The following is a 19,479-nucleotide window of genomic DNA, read 5'->3' as shown; positions in this document are numbered from 1 at the left end:
GCCTTTCTGGTGCTCTTCACCTATTTTATCCCCATCGGTTTGTGGATCAGCGCTGCTGCTGCCCAAGTTTATGTTGGTTTGTTGACCCTGGTTGGTATGCGACTGAGAAGGATCCCACCACCCCTGATCATCAATTCGCTGGTAAGTGCCAGTAAGGCTGGTTTGAAGCTTACGACAGATAATTTGGAAGCTCATTATCTGGCAGGTGGTGATGTGAGTAAGGTTGTGCTTGCGCTTATCGCAGCCGATAAAGCAAATATTGAACTTGAGTTTCAGCGTGCAGCCGCTATTGATCTGGCAGGCCGTGATGTTCTTGATGCAGTAAAAATGAGTGTGAACCCCCGGGTGATCGAAACCCCTCGTGTATCAGCTATTGCCAAGGATGGAATTCAGCTATTTTCAGTGGCAAAAGTTACGGTCAGGGCAAATATTGAGCGTCTTATAGGTGGTGCAGGTGAGGAAACTATACTGGCTCGAGTAGGTGAGGGCATAGTTAGCTCTATTGGATCATCGCTTTCCCACAAAATTGTTCTGGAGAACCCGGATATTATATCGAAAAACGTTTTGGCGAAGGGTCTTGATGCTGGTACCGCTTTCGAACTGCTCTCTATTGATATTGCCGATGTAGATGTCGGTAAAAATATTGGTGCTACGCTGCAGATGGATCAGGCTGAAGCTGACAAAAATATTGCCCAGGCTATAGCTGAGAAACGTCGGGCTATGGCTGTGGCAGCTGAGCAGGAAATGAAGGCCAGGGTTGTGGAAATGCAATCCAAGGTTGTGGAAGCCGAAGCAGAGGTTCCAAAAGCCATGGCAGAAGCTTTCCGTCAGGGAAATCTGGGAATTTTGGATTATTATCGCATGGATAATATCCAGGCCGATACTTCCATGCGGAAGAAAATTTCTGGATCTGACAAAGATAATAAGCAATAGGATCTGAGAAAATGGACAATATAGGTCCAATAGCTCTCTTCATTCTGTATATGGCGATCTCCGCCTGGGCCAAAAAGAACAAGGCTCAGCGGAGAGCTGCCCAGGAGTCTGCTCCTAAGGTGGAAACGTCTTCTCCTAAAGAGCCCACCTTCATGGGCGGTATTTTTGAGCAGCTAAAAAATGAACTGCTCGAAACCCAAAAAGACCCCCAGATTATTCCATATGTAGAGCCTGTGAGTGAACCAGAGGTGGAGCTTGTGAGTGATGATCCACCTCCTCAATTTGAGGAAGGGTCACCATCATTCCACCGAGATTCTGAACGCACAAAAGTATCATCAGTAGCTGAAACAGGTGGTGTTGCAGTAAGCCCCCTGGAGACTTTGCTGGAGCCTTACTCGAAGATCGAGCAGGGGATTCTCCTGCATGAGATCCTGGGGAAACCCCGAGCTTATCAGGATAATGAGGAGTGGTTTCACAGGAGTTGAGTGTAGATCGAAAATGGTATAAAAAGAGGCTGTCTCAGAAAAAGATGCGGAAGTTGGGGTGTTGTTATGAAGTGTAACTGGTATTAGTCACTTATGATCAATCCATTACGCATGCTGGGACATAAAGCCATTGGCTTAATTGCCAATATTGGATCAATCATTGTCCTCCTATTTCAGGTGCTCAAGTATGTGAGATATTTTCATCAGGATCGAGCTTTATACATCAATCAATTCTACATGCTTGGTGTGAAAGCTTTACCGCTAGTTGCGGTTATCAGTATTTTCGCAGGAGCGGTTTCCGGGTGGCAAGGTGCGTATCAATTGGAGGATACCTTGCCAGCCATGTTTTTTGGTCAAATTGTCGCTGTAGGATTTCTGGCAGAAATGGGACCGGTCCTGACAGCCCTTGTTCTGGCTGGCAGAAATGGTTCGTCTATTGGAGCAGAACTTGCTACGATGAGAGTCACCGAACAAATTGATGCCCTGGAAGTGATGGCTATCAATCCGGTTAGACACTTAGTGGCTCCTCGAGTTATTGCCATGGTCATCATGATGCCATTGCTGGTTGCTGTGTCTGACTTTGTTGGGCTTTTTACGGCTGCTCTCGTTGGTGATGTTTTCTTCGATATCAGTGTTCAGATGTTTTTTAATTCATTCAAATCCGTTTTTGTCTTTTCTGAGGATATCTTACCTGGGTTTGTAAAAGCGCTTAGCTTTGGATTTGCGATTGGGCTTACCAGTTGCTGGGTTGGATTAAGAGCTACAAAAGGGGCCAGCGGTGTAGGACGTGCTGCTATTGATGCTTTTGTTTTTTCCGCAACATTAATCCTTGTTTATGATTTTATGGTGGCAATGGTAGTCTTTTAAACGATTTCTTTTTCGCCTTCTTCCCGCTGCACCTGGTGGGATCCCTTTTCTATATCACCTCGACATTATTCCAGATAGTATGGTGCGAAGCCATTAATCTTCGGTTTGATCATCAACAACCGGTTCAGAATCCTCAGATTTGGTGTCAGCTTCTTTTTCTGCTTCTTCCTCAGCAGCTTCTGCTTCAGCACGCTCATCAGCATCTTTGCGTTTGATCAGATCCTGGTCATCTTTGAATTTTGTGAGTACAATAAAGGAAGTGGCAAAACCGGTAGCCAATGTGGATAAAGCATACGCTGGGACTGCTATATAGGTCAACAGGGAAAAGAAACCCACAATTACACCCGTAATGGCCTGAGTAATGCTGGGTGAAATGACAGGAGCAGAGGCACAGCCCCCACAACCGCCGACTGGAGCACAAGCTGCTTCCAAACAGGCCGGAAACTCATAATAAGTAGGCAGGAAACTGAAATTTCCAAAAAGATCAAGCCCGACCTGTTTAATAGCAAGATAAGCATCTCCCATAATCATTTCATGTCCGAAAACCATCTCCAGGAATTTGAAAGCTGAAAGCACAAAGGCATAAAAAATGTGATACCCGATAAACGCTGTTGCTATAATAACCAGTGTGTAGCTGATCAATCTCACCGGCTGATTCCACAACAGGGTATAGGAGCCAAACATGGATCCCATGGTGTCCTCTTCAGCGCAGGCCACAATACTGGGTGACATATAAAGTCCCGTTGCAAGTGCCAAAGCCGAAAAGACCAGAAACAGAGCAGTTGGCAGGAAAATGACGAAAAGCAGACCATAGAGTAAAATATCCAGTACCGGCCACTGCGCTAACCAGCCAAACATGGCTGCCAGAACGACAAAAAATCCGATGACAATAGCAATGGAGATAGGGCCAAAAAAGACCGGAAACCAGTTCTTCATCGCCCATTTCCACCCATCCCTGGAGGAGTAGAATAGATCTCCCTTGTACTCTTTGATGGTGATCTTGGCAATAGCAGTCATTCCAAGCCAGATAATGATAACGGAGAAAGTATAGGATAGCGCCACCAGTATATGTCCCGGGGTGCTGCTTGCCAGACACAGGATGGAAGTGGGCATGAGATGGAAGTCATTCCAGATACTTCCAAAGGAATGACCTTCGACCAAAAGAGCAAGGTAGGTCATTACCAAATATACCAAATAGGCCCCAAACAAAGCTTCCAGCATGACCAGCATACGACGACCCAGAGCAAGTCTTGGGGCACGGAACAGGTCGCGAAAATTAAAATATAATTGTGTTTCTAGCATTTGTGATTCTCCATCATAGTATATGGTTTCTAGTCCTGGCGCTCTCGCACGGCTTCGCTATGACAAGCAGAGGCGTAATGGCGCAGAGAAAATATTGTTTAAATGTCGACTGTCCAAAGATTCAATAGTTTACAGGTGGTTTCTACAAACATCTCGGTAGAATCTTATTACTTATTACTTATTACTTATTACTTATTACTCGATCCTACATTTCCTGACGCACAAAATCGACCCAGACCGGCAAACTGGTCATGGCCTGAATCTCTTTTGCATAAGCCTGGGCAACAGCCTGTTCCTCAAAATTTCCTATACGGAGACGATAATATATCTCGTCTTTGTCTTTAAAGAAAGCGCGCTGGATATAACTGTCAATACCGTATTTGTCTGATAACTCTTGAGATGCTTCCTGCGCTTCATTCAATGATGGCCAGGAAGAAACCTGGATCGTAAATGTTTTGGCAGCCCGCGGAATTAAATTACCCCTACTGGGCTTGCTAGAGACCGCTTTATTTGTTCGTTTACTTCCGCGAGAAGAACGACGAGCAGCTTGTGTTTTTGGCTGTCCAGGAGTGATCACTTTGGACAAATACCTCCGTTGATCGCCAGTATCAGTTCTACTGCTTACTGCTGGTGTGTCAGCTACTGTAGTGTCTCCAAGGTAAGCCATGTCAAGCAAATGAGATGGAACAGCACTACTGATCAGGCTGCTATCCTCGGGAATAACTGCATCATAGAAATAACTGGTCTCAGCTGTTTTGCCATTCACAGTAAGTTCTAGAATTACATCATATTCACCGGGAACATCTGGCTTAAATGAAACTTGAGAAAATGTATCAGCAGGCAGAAACCCACCTAGTTTGCTACTGTCTGGAAGTTGAGCAAAAATCCAGCGAGTGACCTGTCCTTCAACAGGTTCTTCAACCTGTAAAGTAACATATTCACCCAAATAAATTTCGTCACGCCCGAATTGGGACTTCCACATATTGCAGCTGACTATAATACTTATCAATAACAAGCTTACTGTGATACGCTTAGCATGAACAATACAAGTCATTTCTGCCTCCTGATACAGGCTGGTAATTAGATATTAGAGGCGATAATTTCAGCCCCACTGAAGAAGAATGCAATCTCTTTCTCAGCATTTTCGTCTGAGTCGGATCCGTGAACTGCGTTGCGACCTTTGCTCTCAGCATACAGCTTTCGAATCGTGCCATCTGCAGCTTCTGCCGGATCGGTGGCACCAATGGTGTCACGCCAGGCCTGAACAGCATTGTCTTTTTCGAGTGCCATAACAAATGTCTGGCCTGAAGACATAAAATCAACCAATTCGTCGTAGAATGGACGTTCGGCGTGGACGGCATAAAATTCCTGAGCTTGGGCTCTGGTGATCAAGGTTAAACGACCGGCTTTGATCTTAAATCCGGCAGCCAGTGTCGCATCGATCACTTTTCCTAATTTGCTAGATGCCACGGCATCCGGTTTGATCATTGCAAAAGTTTTGTTTCCCAATTTTTCTTTCTCCTATTTAATTAAGTCTAAAGTCTAAAGTCTAAAGTCTAAAGTCTAAAGTCACTCGTTACTTGTGTTATTTTCCCAAAACCTCTTCCATGAGTTCACCGATACCAGCAGGACTTTCAGATACTGCGATACCAGCTGCCTTCAAGGCTGCAATCTTGTCGGCAGCTGTTCCCTTACCACCTGAGATGATAGCTCCGGCATGACCCATTCGACGACCAGGAGGAGCTGTTGTGCCAGCAATAAAGGCCACAATAGGCTTGGTGAAGTGTTTCTGGGCCCAATCAGCAGCTTCCTCTTCAGCGGTTCCACCGATCTCACCGATCATAACCACTGCATCTGTGCCTTCATCTTCGTTATAAAGTTTGAGCAGATCGATAAAGTTGGATCCAATGATGGGATCACCACCGATACCAATACAGGTCGATTGACCAATACCGCGGGTGCTTAACTGATGAACTGCTTCATAGGTCAGGGTTCCACTGCGTGAAATGACCCCTACCTTTCCAGGTTGGTGGATAAAGCCAGGCATAATGCCTACTTTTCCAGCTCCTGGGGAGATAACACCAGGACAGTTTGGACCAACCAATCGGGTTTTCTTATCAGACATGTAGTCATTTACCTTTACCATATCAGCAGTGGGGATACCTTCAGTGATACAGATAACCACATCCAGTTCGGCATCAACTGCTTCCATGATGGCATCCGCAGCAAAAGGCGGGGGAACGAAAATAACCGAGGCATTGGCACCGATTTGATCCTTGGCTTCCTGAACAGTGTTAAAAATCGGGACGCCAACATCGGTTTTTTGACCCCCTTTTCCCGGAGTTACACCAGCGACAACTTTAGTGCCATACTCTAGCATCTGGGCTGTGTGAAAAGACCCTTCACTACCAGTAATGCCCTGTACAACTAACTTTGTATCATTGTTTATTAGAATCATTTGGATTAATCCTTAATTGTGGCAGTGACTTTTTCTGCAGCTTCGGCCAAACTTGTAGCAACAATAAAATCCATATCAGAGTCAGCCAGGATCCGAGAACCCTCTTCAGCATTGGTTCCAGCCAATCTTACAACCACAGGAACAGTAACTTTTACTTCATTCAAAGCCTGGATGATTCCCAGAGCAACCCGATCACAGCGGACGATCCCACCAAAAATATTGATCAGAACTGCTTTGACATTCTCATCGCTCATAATGATGCGAAATCCATTGGCAACCGTTTCAGGGTTGGCAACACCACCCACATCCAGGAAGTTGGCTGGTTCGCCGCCATATAATTTAATGATGTCCATGGTACCCATGGCCAAGCCGGCACCATTGACCATGCAACCCACATTGCCATCCAGTTTGATGTAATTCAGATTGAATTTAGAAGCTTCAACCTCTGAGGGCTCCTCCTCGCTCAAATCGCGATATTCCAGGATGTCTGGATGACGATAAAGAGCATTGTCATCAAAATTCATCTTGGCATCCAGAGCCATCACATCACCACTACCGGTAACAACCAGTGGATTGATCTCCACCAGTGAAACATCGGAAGCCTTGAAAGCATCCCACAGTGCGAACATGAATTTTAAGCCCTGCTTGACCTGAACACCTTCAAGACCCAGGGCGTAAGCCAATTTACGTGCTTGAAAAGCTTGCAAACCGAGACCAGGTTCAATCCATTCCTTGATGATCTTTTCCGGGGTTTCTGCAGCAACCTTCTCGATCTCCATACCGCCTTCTTCAGAGACCATGAAGACGAACTTGCCGCTTTGACGATCCAGGACGATACCCATATACAACTCACGGGCAATGTCAATGCCTTCTTCGATAAGAAGACGGCCAACTTTTTTACCGGCTGGTCCCGTTTGGTGGGTGACCAAAGTCTTTCCCAGTATCTCATTCGCATAGAGTGTTACTTCATCAAGATTCTTGGCAATCTTTACACCACCAGCTTTGCCGCGTCCCCCGGCATGAATCTGAGCCTTGACCACAAAGATGTTGGAGTCAAGAGATTTGGCTACATCTAGAGCTTCTTCAGTTGTGAATGCAACGCCTCCGTTAGGAACGGGAACATTGTATTTCCGAAAGATCTCTTTCGCCTGATACTCATGAATATTCATGTATTATTTCCTCATATTCTAGTTTATTTATCAAAAGCCATTAACCCCAGAGAACACGGAGGGCACAGAGGCTTAATTAATGTGTCCTTGAACTAAATGGTTGACTAAACTTCATAATATTATGCTGAGCTACTTTCATCATCTTTGTAACGAAATATTGTTCCTCTATATATGGCCCGTAACATTATTTATAATTTATAATTGACGGAACCGCTAGAAGTATCTGAGAATTCATAAAATATGCCCTAAAACCATAAAATACAACTACATATAGTGAATAAGCCTAAATCCATATATATCAACACATCGCGTCATTTCGATGAACTCAATACAACGCTCTGCGTGCTTTGCCTGCCTGCACGAAGTTATACGCAGGCGGGCGAGAGGGACTTTTTGCGAGATCGTCATAATTTATAATTTATAATTTATAATTTTTAATGATCGTCCCATTACCACCACTTGGATCCTGCATCATACTATCAATACTGGTAATAATGACCTGTTTGCCACCACCCTCCAGAAAGCTGACACTGGCTTCGATCTTGGGTCCCATATTTCCTGGTGGGAAATGACCTTCAGCTAAGTATGTTTTTGCTTCTGATAGGGAGATCTCTGATAGTTCAGTTTCATTCTCCTTGCCAAAATTCAAAGCCACTTTATCAACATCGGTAAAGATGTAGAGCAATTCCGCATCAATTTGATTTCCGAGCAGGGCGGAGGCTTTGTCCTTGTCGATCACGGCATCAAGACCTTCCAGGTTACCATTAATATCTCTGAATGATGGAACGCCACCGCCACCCACTGCGATGACAATATGTCCCAGTTCGATGAGTTGGCTGACTACTTTTGAATTAATGATATTGATAGGCTCTGGGGAAGGGACGACCCGGCGCCACTGCTTTTCGCCTACTGGTTTGATGGTCCAATTAAATTGTTCTGCTTTTTCTTTTGCTTCAGCTTCTGGAAGGGCAGTACCGATGTATTTGGTGGGATCTTTTATAGATGGATCATTCTCATCGACCAGAACCTGTGAGATGAGTGTCACAACGTGTTGATCCATTCCTTCATCTCTCAGTCGGTTGAGGAGAGATTGTTCGATCATGTAGCCCATCCCACCTTCAGTGTCAGCAACGTTGATTCCCAAAGGTAAATAGGGTAGTGAATCAGACATTTGTTCCGTCCGTAGGGCTGCATTGCCTACTTGAGGTCCATTTCCATGAGTAATGACTGGAATGATTCCTTGTTTCAGGAGATCAACGATGATGTCAAGACTCTCGCGAGTCCGTTTAAACTGGGTTGTGATCGAGTCTACTTCTCCTGGAGGAGAGATGGCATTCCCGCCAAGTGCTACAACTGCTTTTCGCAATACTTACTCCTTCAAAGTTTTAAGCAAAGTAATGTATTTGACGAGGGTCGAAACTCAACCCAAATTCGCTCTTCTTTAACTACGAATTATATCAATTTCAGTTGAAGTCTAAGGGTGATGAGTGACGAGTGATGAGTGATGAGTGACGGGTTTCAAGTTTCAAATTCGGTTGATTGAAAGACAATACGACAAAACTCTGCGTCATTTCGGTGGACTCAATAAGACGCTCTATGTCTCTGCTCGTCATGACAAAGCCTTGCGAAGACAGGCGAAAGGATTGATTACTCTCCTGTTAATCCTGAATAATATCCTCTTCATTTTCCTCGAAGACATAGTCAGGTATACCCTGGTTAACCTTGTATCTTTTAAATTTGATACTGATTGAACCCATGAGCCATTCGTCAGTCATACCTGCCTCGAAAGTTTTCATATCAGTTGGCTTTTTGCCCAGTCGTTGGAGGTTTTTGAATTCAGGAGGGAAACGCATGGTAATATCTGTGGCGAGGGGTAACCAGATATCATGAATACTTGTATATTCAGACTTCATACGAAAAAATTCGGTACTATCATGAGTGACCCACGCTTCATAGATATTTCCACTCAGTTGGTCAATAAAGAAAGTGATCTGGCCGGCCTGATTCATGAAGCTATCCTCTATGGCCACTTCAAAAACTGATCTTCCGTTCACAACAGTATCAGCCTGTAGCTTAAGATTTACCGAATCTTTCAAGAAGGTGAAAAAGGGTTGGATGCCCTGCTTGGGAATAATGGCAAAACCTTTGACTTCGACTTTACTTTTGTCAGGAGCCTTGAATAGATAATGGATTTTCCGTGACGGCATGCGGAATCCCGGAATATCCAGTGATAAGGTAATATCTACCTCATAGTCCTCAATTTGCTCCCAATTTTTCTGCATGAGATTGAGAAGCTCAGACCCGGTAGGCACTTCTTCTGCGCTTAGATCTGGTCGAAGCATGCTGAAAATGAGCAGAAATAGTGTTGTTCTGATAAGTCTCATGTGAGGATATCCTTTCTCCGAAAGATGATAAAGGCGATTCCCAGGAAGAAGATCAGGTTGGAAACGATGATGCCCAAACCTCGCAATAATTCATCCCAGGGGATGGGGTCATGGAAGATCAGTTCCCAATTTGAAAAATAGGTTGTGAACAGGTAGGGCTGAACATTTTTGAATACATCCAAAGGCAGGGTGGAGACCATGAGAAAGAAAATAATCAGGGACATGGTGCCGATCACCGGTCCGATTGCATTGCGCACCATGGTGGAGAAAAAGATGGCGATGGCACTCACCAACACCATGTTTATAAAAGAAAAAACATAAGCAATCAAGAATCGTCGCATGGCATCACTGCCTTCAAGGATCAGTATGCCGTCATGAAAGACAAGCATATCACCTCCACCGTGCCAGATAAGTCCCAAACCCAGGGTTAGGAGCCCAAAATACAGTACAAAAATGAGCGTGTAGATCATGGTGGCTATGGTTTTTGAAACAAAGATGCTCAAACGGGATATCGGTCGGGTTGCGTAGATACGAAATGTTCCGTTGGCGTGTTCCCCGGCGAAGATGTCCCCACCGACCAATGCTAGCAGGAAGGGGATATGCACCCAGAAAAAATTCATGATGAAATAGGCAGCAGTAAAACCATTGGTTGGTGAGCCTTCGATGAAGAACATATCGGAAACATTCCGCTCGATCTCACCCTGAATATGAGAAGTTCCCATACCATAGCCCCAGAGTATTAAGGGCACGATGACTGTGAACAGAATGATACCGATATATGATCGGATCAGGGAGAAGATTTTAAACAGTTCGTTCTGGATTAGCTTGAGGAGTATCATTTTTCCTCCATCAGCGAGAGAAAATAGTTTTCCAGACGATTGCGCTGAGAAATTGAGAAGATGTTGATATCGTGAGCGGACATACTATGGATCAAGAGCGGGATCTGGTTATAGTGGATCTCAACACTGAGTGAATTAACCAGTACTTTGATATTCTTTACCTGTCCTGATTGTTCAAGAAACCTGAGAGCCTGCTCTGAATTTTCCACCTCTAATTCAACAGTTACCTGTTCCATTTTCTGAAAAATTGTACTTAAGGATCCCTGGGCTGCCAACTTTCCGTTAAAGATCAGTGCAATATCAGAACAGATCAACTCGACCTCATGGAGCAGGTGAGAGGATAGGAAAATAGTAACTTGCTGTTCAGCGGCAATTTTGAGGATGAAGTCGCGTATCTCATGCATACCCTGGGGATCCAGCCCGGTTGTGGGCTCATCCAGCACCAACAGTTTTGGATTAGGCAATAGAGCTTGGGCTACTCCCAATCGTTGTTTCATACCCTGAGAAAAGGTCTTCACCTTATCTTTGCGACGTTCATATAGTCCTAATAATTGCAGCAAATCATTGATATGGCCGGTCTGGTCGTGACCGGTTAAGCGACCCAGGATCTTCATGTTTTGAAAGGCACTCAAATTTTTATAAAAATCTGCACGATCCACCAGAGTGCTCATCTCTTTACGTACGAGATGGCCTGATCGGTTAGAGCGTCCGAGGATATCAAAATGACCAGAATCGGCCTGAATAAGACCCGCAATAACGCGAATGAGAGTCGATTTCCCGGCACCATTGGGACCCAGAAAACCGAAGATGCTGCCTGTTGGAACCTGGAGAGTCACATTGTCAAGTGCCTGGATCGTCTTGAATCGTTTCGATAGATCATGACACTCCAGCGCCATGGAAGTTTGATCAGATTGCTGTTCTTTTTCGATAGAGACGACTGCTTCAGGTGACTTAACCATAGTCAGGAGAGTCTTTTCGTTGTGGAAGACTTGAAAGGATGTACTCAGCCAACGCTGTGATAGTAAGGCTGGGATTTACACCAAGGTTGGCTGGGATCACCGATCCATCAACCACATACATATTCTTATAACCATGCACCTTGCCTTCAAAGTCGCAAACTCCAGTTTGTTCCGTCTTTCCCATGGCGCAGCCACCCAGGATATGCGCGGTGGAGGAAACATCAAAAAGAACCTCAGGCAGGAGACTGTAGGCATTTCCCTCCATTTTTTCAGCCATTCTTCGAGCCACTTCATTGGCAACTGGAATATACGTAGGTACCATGGGTACACCAGGTGCTTTGGTGGAGTTCATACTGTGTCCACCCAAACGCCACCAACGGCGTTTATAGTCAAATTTCATATAATTCTCTACGGTCTGCATGACTAGCAGGATTGCGGTTCGATGCGCCCATTGAAAAGGATTGAGAGATTCCAGCATTTTCAAAGGATGGCGTAAAATGGTTCCTAAAAAGCGCAGGGGTCGGGGTAGCCAACCGCCTCCATCGACCAATAAGGTAGTAAGCATGGCCATGGCATCTGATCCTTTTGGGTATCGAACCACTTCTATGTGGGTGTCAGGATCTGGATAGATTCCGGAGGTTATGGCTATCTCTTTTGAATAATTCATATCCTTACGGTTGGTCTTGACGCCGATAAGTGCTTCAGAATTGGTGCGGATCAAGTCGCCTAGACGAGGAGACAATGCTGGCAGGTCGCCATTCTTCTTTGATTTTAACAGTAATTTTACCGTTCCCATGACGCCTCCGGCCAGAATGACTCCTGCAGTCTTGTAAAATTTTACAGGATGACGAAAGCCGGTGCTTTTGCGGGCGACGATTCGATATTCATTGCCACGGCTTAGTATTTGGGTAACCTCGGTTTCGGGGATGATCTCCACCCCCAGTTTTTCTGCCAGGTAGAGATAGTTTTTATCCAGAGTATTTTTACCGTCATCGCGACAACCGACCATACAGGCTCCGCACAAAGTACAACCCGTTCGATCCGGTCCCTTGCCGTCAAAATACGGATCAGGTACAGGCTCTCCTGAATTCTCATAAAAAACACTGACCTCGTTTATGTGGAAGGTGTCCTTGCCAGTTAATTCCTGACCAACTTCGGCTAAGAATTCATCTGTGGGGGATAGGGTGGGGCTGGGTGTGGCTCCCAACATTTTTTTAGCAGTGGCATAATGAGGGGCCAGCCGCTTTTTCCAGTTTCCTGGACCCCATTCCGGCTTTTCAAAGACTTCATCGGGCGGTATTAATAGATTATTGGCATAAACCAGACTGCCACCGCCAACACCGGAACCATGCAAAATGAATACATGCTTCAATAAAGTCATACATTGGATACCGTAAAACTTGAGTTGAGGGAGCCAAAAATATTTACGGAAATTCCAGTTGGTTTTGGCAAAGTCCTTGGGTTGGAAGCGTTTACCTTTTTCGAGTACAGCAACCTTGTAGCCCTTTTCAGCTAATCGGAGTGCTGATACTGATCCTCCGAAGCCCGAGCCGATTATGATGTAATCATATTTTTGAGACATGGAAAAATCTACCCCTGATAAGGAGTTATAGTATAAAAAAAGTCCCGTTTTCGGGACTTTTTAAAGATTCTGGTAGATCCGAAAGAAATCAGGCGACTTTAATAGCCTTTCCTGACTTAATGCAGCTGGTGCAAATTTTCTGATGTGTTACCTGGCCATCAACAAGAACCCGAACCCGTTGCAGGTTAGGTAACCAGCGACGACGTGATTTCTTGTGTGAGTGACTCACATTATTACCTACTGTAGGACCTTTACCGCATATATCACAACGTTTTGCCATTTTCAAACTCCCATTCTAAAGCGCGCAAATATAGACGGCGACAGACGCGTGTCAAAGAAAATATAATGTTTAAATGTTTAACCAAGCGGCGCGTGAAGAGCGGGGGGTATCTGTAAATAAAAAATATGAAAGTATGGGCTGAATCACCTGGCGAATCTTGTATTCATTATGCATGGCAAATAGGGTTATTGGAGAGGTAACCACCTGAGTCACCGCTTCGCAACTCCAGAGACTGGTTGAATTTTTAATGAGAAACTATCAGTGAAATCTGTGCAATTCGTGGTTTCAGGTCTAGATTGGTCGGAGATATGTGGAAGATCGGACCTATTGAGATAAAATCTAAAGCCATTCTGGCTCCCATGGCTGGTATTACTGGTCATCCATTTCGGGTACTTTGCAAAGAACAGGGTGCCGGAGTAGTATATACTGAATTCGTCAGCGCCAATGGGATCATTCGCGAGAATCGAAAGACATTGGACATGATGAAGTTCAAGGAATCTGAAAGACCTATCGGCGTGCAGATCTTTGGTGAAAGTCCTGAAATTCTGGCTAAGAGCGCAACATATATCGCAGAAACCGTTAAGCCTGACCTCATCGATCTGAATTTTGGTTGTCCCGTTCCCAAGGTCACAAAACGAGGCGGTGGTTCAGCTATTCTAAAAGATCTGCCCCTTATGGATGATGTAGCCAGAGCCGTGGTTGAAGCCGTATCCATACCTGTTACAGCCAAGATCAGGGCGGGGTGGAATAGTGGTTGTATCATTGCCCCAACGGCAGCGGCTGCCTTGCAAGATGCTGGTATCGCTGCAATCACACTTCATCCGCGAACCACAAAGCAGCTTTACACTGGTGAGGCTGACTGGAGTTTGATTGCTGAAACACGTAAGGCGATCACTGTTCCCTTGATTGGAAACGGTGATATCCGAAGCGCTCAAGATGCCAAACGCATGTTGGATGAAACCGGTTGTGATGCAGTCATGGTTGGCCGTCGTGCCCTGGGAAATCCCTGGATATTCAATGAGATCAATCAGTATCTGGAAACTGGAACCATTCCTGATGCCATCCGCCTGATCGATCGAGTGAAATTGTGTCATCGTCATTTGCACATGGAAGCACTGTCTATGGGGAATTATCGAGGCACGAACTATATTAAAAAGCACTTGAGTTGGTACCTGAAAGGGTTTCCCGGTGCTTCTGCCTATCGGCAACGACTTTACACCATCATGGAATTCGGCCATATGGATGCGGAGATCAACAAAATTATTGATGAACTGGAAGCAAATCAGGAGCTGGCAAATTATACATACCGCGAAGAAGGTCCCCTGTTTCCAAACGTCCCAGGGAGCAAAGACAATTATTGATCGGTAATTATGATAGAGACGTTGCCTGTAACATCTCTACCTAATTTAGTGGCAAAGGACCTATTGGCGGGGAATTTGCATATGGAAAGCCAGTGAAAAGATGAACTATAATTTCAATAAATATCATTAAGGAGTAACAATGAGCGATCGTATCAAAGTATTGATCATGGGAGCCGCGGGACGCGATTTCCACAATTTTAATGTCCACTTTCGTGATAACGAGAATTATGAGATCGTGGCTTTCACGGCCACCCAGATTCCGGATATCGATGGACGTAAATATCCTGCTGAGTTAGCCGGTAGTCTTTATCCTGAGGGTATTCCCATCCATGATGAGGAAGATCTGGAGGATCTGATCTATGATCATGATGTGGATGAGGTGATTTTCGCCTATAGTGATCTTCCTTATGAATATGTCATGTCCAAGGCCGCTTTGGTTAATTATGCCGGTGCTGATTTTCGACTTATGGGTGCCAAATCAACCATGGTTCCTTCCACAAAACCACTGATCGCAATTTGTGCTTCCCGGACGGGGTGTGGCAAAAGTCAAACAACCCGGGCTGTCTGTGATCATCTTACTGCACAGGGCAAAAAGGTTGTAGCCATTCGTCATCCCATGCCGTATGGTGATCTGGTCAAACAGAAGGTCCAACGGTTCGCTGAACTGGATGATCTCAAGAAACATGACTGTACTATTGAGGAGATGGAAGAGTACGAACCTCATATCATGAACAATACTGTTGTTTATGCCGGTGTTGATTACGAAGCCATTCTGCGTGAAGCTGAAAAAGAAGCCGATATCATCATCTGGGATGGTGGCAATAACGATATGCCCTTCTATGTACCAGACATCATGATCACTGTTGTGGATCCCCACAGAGCGGGAGACGAGTTGGCCTACTATCCGGGTGAAACCAACCTGCTTATGGCTGATGTCATTGTGATAAATAAGATCGATACAGCTGATATCGATGATATTGCCACCCTTCGTGAGAACATCCGCATGGTAAATCCTGAAGCAATTGTGATCGATGCAGCATCACCAGTATCTGTTGATGACGAAGAATTGATCTATGGCAAAAAAGTGCTGGTTGTAGAAGATGGTCCAACCTTAACTCATGGCGGAATGATGTACGGAGCTGGAGTTGTGGCTGCAGAGAAGTATGGAGCTGAAAGTCTGGTTGACCCTCGCCCTTGGACCATTGGTAAGCTTTCTGAGACTTTTGATAAATATCCTGATATTGGTCAGATCCTGCCGGCCATGGGCTATGGTGATGAACAGATGAAAGATCTTGAAACCACCATCAATAAAGTTGAATGTGAAGCAGTTGTCATTGGGACACCAATTGATCTGCGTCGGGTGATCAATATTGACAAACCCTCTGTCAGAGTAACCTACAAATTGCAGGAGATTGGTTCTCCGACTCTGGCCAGCATCCTTAACCCGAAGATCCTTGAGGAGTTGGAAGCAGCTGTAAAAAATAGTTAGGGTAATATTACCAGGCCGGGATTCGAATCCCGGCCTGGTTTATTAATTTCATAATCTTGCCTGAGACCCAGCCCTTCGCTCCCGGTCAGAATTCGTTATTTTAGCTTGAGCAGCTCTACACTTTCCTTTCATTTGTCTTCACCTTCAATAAATTGATTCCATGAGTGCCAAACGATCAAAAAGAGTGAGCAGCGGTGCTGGATGGACCTTTAATGAGGATTCAGATGTGGTCGCCAAAAAAACGGGAAGCGGTAAAAAGCTGATCCGTATGCGTATGGAGAAGCGTAAAGGGAAGCCTACTACCATTCTCTATGATATGGAAGGTGTTCCTGACTTGAAGATCCTGGCAAAAGCCTTGAAAACCCTGGTAAGTGCCGGCGGGACGACAAAAAATGATAAAATCGAGATCCAGGGAGAACATCGTGAACGCATCCGGGTATACTTGGGTAATGAAGGCTATGAGGTGAAAGGGTGACAATGCTGATTATTTTAACCGTGGGTATCGTTGGTGGAGCTATACTTATTATGAGCATTGCATTACTTTTGACAGGAGAAAATAAAGTCCACGCCTCCTGTTCTGCTACCAACCACTTGGATGGTGAAGACGGATCCTGTGCATTTTGCCCCAATGATGAGGATGAAGATCAGATAACCACACTTTCAAAGGCAGGCTACCTCGGGCGAAAAGATATCGTTTCTCAGGAAGTATTTGATGGGAGAGAAGATCGCAACATCGTTGTGGAAAGATTGAAGTACAACACCGGCCGAGATTAACGCCAACACAATACCAGAATAGTCTTCTTTGTGGGGTATCAACACATATTGTGAGAACATTGTTGGATCTTGTCAGTGCAAAACTCAAGTGGGGCTTCTTCCAGATTGCTTGCATAACAGGTGTAATCATATTCTGGTATGGAAAATAGCAGACCATCCGTATGGACACGTAACAGGCGACGGATAAAGACCAGCTTACGGTGATGATCCCAGCTTTTTGCCTGATACATCTGCTCTGAATATGCAATACTCGGATGACCAGGGATGTCTTCCCATTCGCAGGATGATATGAGATGTTTCATGTTTCGAAGTTTTACTTTAATCAAGTAAAAGTCTTTCTGTGTTTCTGTGACCGACATGGTCTTATCGGCAAAATAGGCGCTATCACACCGATACAGTGAGGTCACTGCTTCAGGAAGACATGGAGTTGCAACAAAAAAGTGGACAGACCGAGAAGTCATGCTGCATCATTTCTTGATTTAAGTTCAAATTGTTCTGGTGATAGAAATCCAAGATACGAATGTTTTCTCACTCTATTATAAAATACCTCGATAAACTCGAAGATACTTGCTCTGGCCTGAGCCCTGATCCAATACCTTTCATGGTAAACCAGCTCAGTTTTATTTTTCTGTATACATTTTACATTGAGTCAATTGGGTTCCCTCGTTCCAGGTAGGCTTTAAATTCAACTGATACCCTTTTATCATTGATAACCCTTTCCCAAAAGTCGCGAGCTATAAGTTTTGCATAATTCAATTCTGCAGTATCTACCCCTTTTGGTTCAGATGCTATGAAGCTATAGTCAGGAAGCTCACCGTTCCTTTTTGGTGAGAAGCCCATTGAGCACATATCATAAACAGGTAGAAGTCTAAAGACATTTCCTTCGATAGCAAAACTCAAATTTCCCAAATGCATATCAGTGTTATTAATCAAACGTCCAATGCACCATAAGACCACTGTATCGAACACATGTTGCCGGCTAACTAGATTATTTTGGTATAATCTGCGGACTACCTGCGACCATCCACTTCCTACACCAGAAAATTCAGCATCAATTGACTGAAGTGAAACCATCGATAATCGTCCATGCTCGCCTGATCGATCAAATCGTTGGGATTCCAAAAACAGTCGATCACCCCTCTCAATAAGTCTTGTTTCAGCAGCGGGGATGTCCTCAGCATGCATGGCCTCTATCGCATGGTATTCAGTCAGTAGAATGTCTCGCCAACGTTGGGCAATTTTATCCTTTCCAGGAGGAGAAAATTTGACGATCACATGTGAATGGCTATGAGCACTATATGCCGTGAACTTTGGCTGTTCTCCGCCAGCAGAAGAACCAGGGATTTCCCCATTCATCACACTATCAGCCAGTTTGGGATATTCCTCGTCTGGAGTAGGAAGAGCCTTACGTCGAACTCGCAATAATGCTTGCTCGCCAAATTTAAAATTTCCAGATAGGTCGTCACCATTGGAGACTAAATAGCGTCCAATGTGATCTGTATTCCACTGTCTCGGGTCAGGTGGAAAATCAAGTGATTGATCAGCCATTTCCTCAGCTATTTGTCGTCCCAGAAATCCTTGGGGACTTAAATCTAATAAAAAATAAGGTAAATCATCATAGAGTCCGTCCCCATTTTCGCCCAATAGCAACGAGGGCATTCCTGTTGCTGGCTCAACAAAAAATCCCCCATGAAGGAGTGGACGGATATGCGCAGTCAGGACAGTATTCCCGTGTGCATCAACTATACTTAACGGTAGCTTGTTACTACCCCCAAAGGCACTACGTGACATCGCATACTTAAGCGATCGTCCATCTTGCAATCTAATCACTTCTTCACCCATACCCCTGAGTTGCCGGGCAACCTTGCTTTGACTCATCCCGGTTGCAGATTGAATTTCTTTGGATGTTGCAGGACCTCGCTCCAGATATTCCTTGATAGTTATTGCCACTAATAAAGTCTCCATAATTACATCTACATCAGTATAATGACTAATGTAATGACTAATATAACTTCAGTGAAATATCACAATATATCTATAAAAGTCAACATATTATAAGATAGAAAAATATAATTATGACTAATATTCTGACTAGGAACATGACTAGCTCTGCATAAAAATTGATTAATAATCAAGACGGTCTCGCAAAAAGTACCCCTCGCCCGCCTGCGTATAACTTCGTGCGGGCAGGCAGAGCGCGCAGAGCGTTGTATTGAGTTCATCGAAATGACGCAGAGTATTGATATTTATGGATTTAGCAGTATTTGCGTTATGTGGTTAATATTAAATGAGTTAGGGCGTATTTGATGATTTTTCAACCGTAAGGAACTTTTTGCGGCTTCGTCAATCAAAATATCAACAAATTATGGGAGGCAGAATTCCTGCTTAGTAGGCAGGGGGTAGAATTCAAATAGTTCAACAGTCACAATAGTAAAACCCTTGCAAAACAAGCTTTGTACAAATTTTGTGTGGTTCTTCCCCTAAATGCGTACCTGGAACCATAGCAAGAAAAATTGTGTGGGCAAACGATGTTAGGAATATTTACCAGGCATATAACAATCCCGGAGGGATTAAATGCGAATAGCTACGGGTGCAAC

At 44.6% G+C, this 19,479-nt stretch carries 20 protein-coding genes and 1 pseudogene; 7 read left to right on the top strand and 14 right to left on the bottom strand.

Annotation, left to right across the window (positions count from 1 at the left end; translation table 11 throughout):
* Positions 1-6: 6 nt before the first annotated feature.
* The 3 genes from floA to U9Q77_02580 all read left to right on the top strand — a co-directional run bounded on the left by floA (position 7) and on the right by U9Q77_02580 (position 2,285).
* Entirely contained in the window at positions 7-933 is a 927-nt protein-coding gene (gene floA / locus U9Q77_02590) for a flotillin-like protein FloA (protein MEA3286252.1), read from the top strand.
* A gap of 11 nt (positions 934-944) precedes the next feature.
* Positions 945-1,418 (top strand): hypothetical protein, encoded by a 474-nt coding sequence (locus U9Q77_02585; protein ID MEA3286251.1) that lies wholly within the window; start codon positions 945-947, stop codon positions 1,416-1,418.
* Between the two features lie 93 nt (positions 1,419-1,511).
* Complete coding sequence (locus tag U9Q77_02580; GenBank protein MEA3286250.1) at positions 1,512-2,285, top strand: ABC transporter permease; 774 nt, start codon at positions 1,512-1,514, stop codon at positions 2,283-2,285.
* A gap of 93 nt (positions 2,286-2,378) precedes the next feature.
* Here U9Q77_02580 and U9Q77_02575 read toward each other — a convergent pair whose 3' ends face one another.
* The 11 genes from U9Q77_02575 to rpmB all read right to left on the bottom strand — a co-directional run bounded on the left by U9Q77_02575 (position 2,379) and on the right by rpmB (position 13,258).
* The gene (locus U9Q77_02575) at positions 2,379-3,587 is read right to left on the bottom strand and encodes a hypothetical protein (protein ID MEA3286249.1); all 1,209 of its coding nucleotides are present in this window, start codon (positions 3,585-3,587) and stop codon (positions 2,379-2,381) included.
* A 205-nt stretch (positions 3,588-3,792) separates the two neighbouring features.
* Positions 3,793-4,641, bottom strand: coding sequence for an SPOR domain-containing protein (locus tag U9Q77_02570; protein ID MEA3286248.1), 849 nt, complete (start codon positions 4,639-4,641; stop codon positions 3,793-3,795).
* 26 nt (positions 4,642-4,667) lie between these two features.
* The gene (gene ndk / locus U9Q77_02565) at positions 4,668-5,096 is read right to left on the bottom strand and encodes a nucleoside-diphosphate kinase (protein MEA3286247.1); all 429 of its coding nucleotides are present in this window, start codon (positions 5,094-5,096) and stop codon (positions 4,668-4,670) included.
* 76 nt (positions 5,097-5,172) lie between these two features.
* Positions 5,173-6,045, bottom strand: coding sequence for a succinate--CoA ligase subunit alpha (gene sucD, locus U9Q77_02560; protein MEA3286246.1), 873 nt, complete (start codon positions 6,043-6,045; stop codon positions 5,173-5,175).
* A gap of 5 nt (positions 6,046-6,050) precedes the next feature.
* The gene (gene sucC, locus U9Q77_02555; protein MEA3286245.1) at positions 6,051-7,214 is read right to left on the bottom strand and encodes an ADP-forming succinate--CoA ligase subunit beta; all 1,164 of its coding nucleotides are present in this window, start codon (positions 7,212-7,214) and stop codon (positions 6,051-6,053) included.
* A 418-nt stretch (positions 7,215-7,632) separates the two neighbouring features.
* A complete protein-coding gene (arcC, locus tag U9Q77_02550) occupies positions 7,633-8,580 on the bottom strand; it encodes a carbamate kinase (protein MEA3286244.1) in 948 nt (315 codons plus the stop codon).
* Between the two features lie 292 nt (positions 8,581-8,872).
* On the bottom strand, positions 8,873-9,598 hold the full coding sequence (locus tag U9Q77_02545; GenBank protein MEA3286243.1) for a hypothetical protein: 726 nt from the start codon (positions 9,596-9,598) through the stop codon (positions 8,873-8,875).
* Entirely contained in the window at positions 9,595-10,437 is an 843-nt protein-coding gene (locus tag U9Q77_02540) for an ABC transporter permease (GenBank protein MEA3286242.1), read from the bottom strand. Before U9Q77_02540 ends, U9Q77_02545 begins: the two co-directional genes overlap by 4 nt.
* Positions 10,434-11,396: an ABC transporter ATP-binding protein gene (locus U9Q77_02535; GenBank protein MEA3286241.1), complete on the bottom strand. Its 963-nt coding sequence runs from the start codon at positions 11,394-11,396 to the stop codon at positions 10,434-10,436. The genes U9Q77_02540 and U9Q77_02535 overlap by 4 nt, the downstream gene beginning before the upstream one ends.
* Complete coding sequence (locus tag U9Q77_02530; GenBank protein MEA3286240.1) at positions 11,389-12,978, bottom strand: GMC family oxidoreductase; 1,590 nt, start codon at positions 12,976-12,978, stop codon at positions 11,389-11,391. The genes U9Q77_02535 and U9Q77_02530 overlap by 8 nt, the downstream gene beginning before the upstream one ends.
* Positions 12,979-13,066: 88 nt before the next feature.
* A complete protein-coding gene (gene rpmB, locus U9Q77_02525) occupies positions 13,067-13,258 on the bottom strand; it encodes a 50S ribosomal protein L28 (protein MEA3286239.1) in 192 nt (63 codons plus the stop codon).
* Positions 13,259-13,566: 308 nt separating this feature from the next.
* On the opposite strand from rpmB, the gene dusB reads away from it, so the two are divergent.
* The 4 genes from dusB to U9Q77_02505 all read left to right on the top strand — a co-directional run bounded on the left by dusB (position 13,567) and on the right by U9Q77_02505 (position 16,882).
* Complete coding sequence (gene dusB, locus U9Q77_02520; protein ID MEA3286238.1) at positions 13,567-14,619, top strand: tRNA dihydrouridine synthase DusB; 1,053 nt, start codon at positions 13,567-13,569, stop codon at positions 14,617-14,619.
* Between the two features lie 139 nt (positions 14,620-14,758).
* On the top strand, positions 14,759-16,108 hold the full coding sequence (locus U9Q77_02515; protein MEA3286237.1) for a cyclic 2,3-diphosphoglycerate synthase: 1,350 nt from the start codon (positions 14,759-14,761) through the stop codon (positions 16,106-16,108).
* Between the two features lie 160 nt (positions 16,109-16,268).
* Positions 16,269-16,583 (top strand): translation initiation factor, encoded by a 315-nt coding sequence (locus U9Q77_02510; protein MEA3286236.1) that lies wholly within the window; start codon positions 16,269-16,271, stop codon positions 16,581-16,583.
* A 50-nt stretch (positions 16,584-16,633) separates the two neighbouring features.
* Positions 16,634-16,882, top strand: coding sequence for a hypothetical protein (locus tag U9Q77_02505; GenBank protein MEA3286235.1), 249 nt, complete (start codon positions 16,634-16,636; stop codon positions 16,880-16,882).
* Positions 16,883-16,920: 38 nt separating this feature from the next.
* Here the strand turns inward: U9Q77_02505 and U9Q77_02500 are convergent, their stop codons facing one another.
* The 3 genes and pseudogenes from U9Q77_02500 to yjjJ all read right to left on the bottom strand — a co-directional run bounded on the left by U9Q77_02500 (position 16,921) and on the right by yjjJ (position 18,832).
* Positions 16,921-17,343: a hypothetical protein gene (locus tag U9Q77_02500; GenBank protein ID MEA3286234.1), complete on the bottom strand. Its 423-nt coding sequence runs from the start codon at positions 17,341-17,343 to the stop codon at positions 16,921-16,923.
* Positions 17,340-17,504: pseudogene (locus U9Q77_02495) on the bottom strand (IS3 family transposase). The gene U9Q77_02500 and the pseudogene U9Q77_02495 overlap by 4 nt, the downstream one beginning before the upstream one ends.
* Before the next feature lie 17 nt (positions 17,505-17,521).
* Positions 17,522-18,832 carry a type II toxin-antitoxin system HipA family toxin YjjJ gene (yjjJ, locus tag U9Q77_02490; GenBank protein MEA3286233.1) on the bottom strand — a complete coding sequence of 437 codons (1,311 nt, stop codon included), beginning with the start codon at positions 18,830-18,832 and terminating at the stop codon, positions 17,522-17,524.
* Positions 18,833-19,479 lie beyond the last annotated feature (647 nt).

It is taken from the genome of Candidatus Neomarinimicrobiota bacterium (assembly GCA_034716895.1).
Lineage (GTDB): Bacteria > Fidelibacterota > UBA8477 > UBA8477 > JABMPR01 > JABMPR01.
Note: the sequence above shows the minus strand (reverse complement) of the source record. Positions and strands in the feature narration are given on the sequence as shown.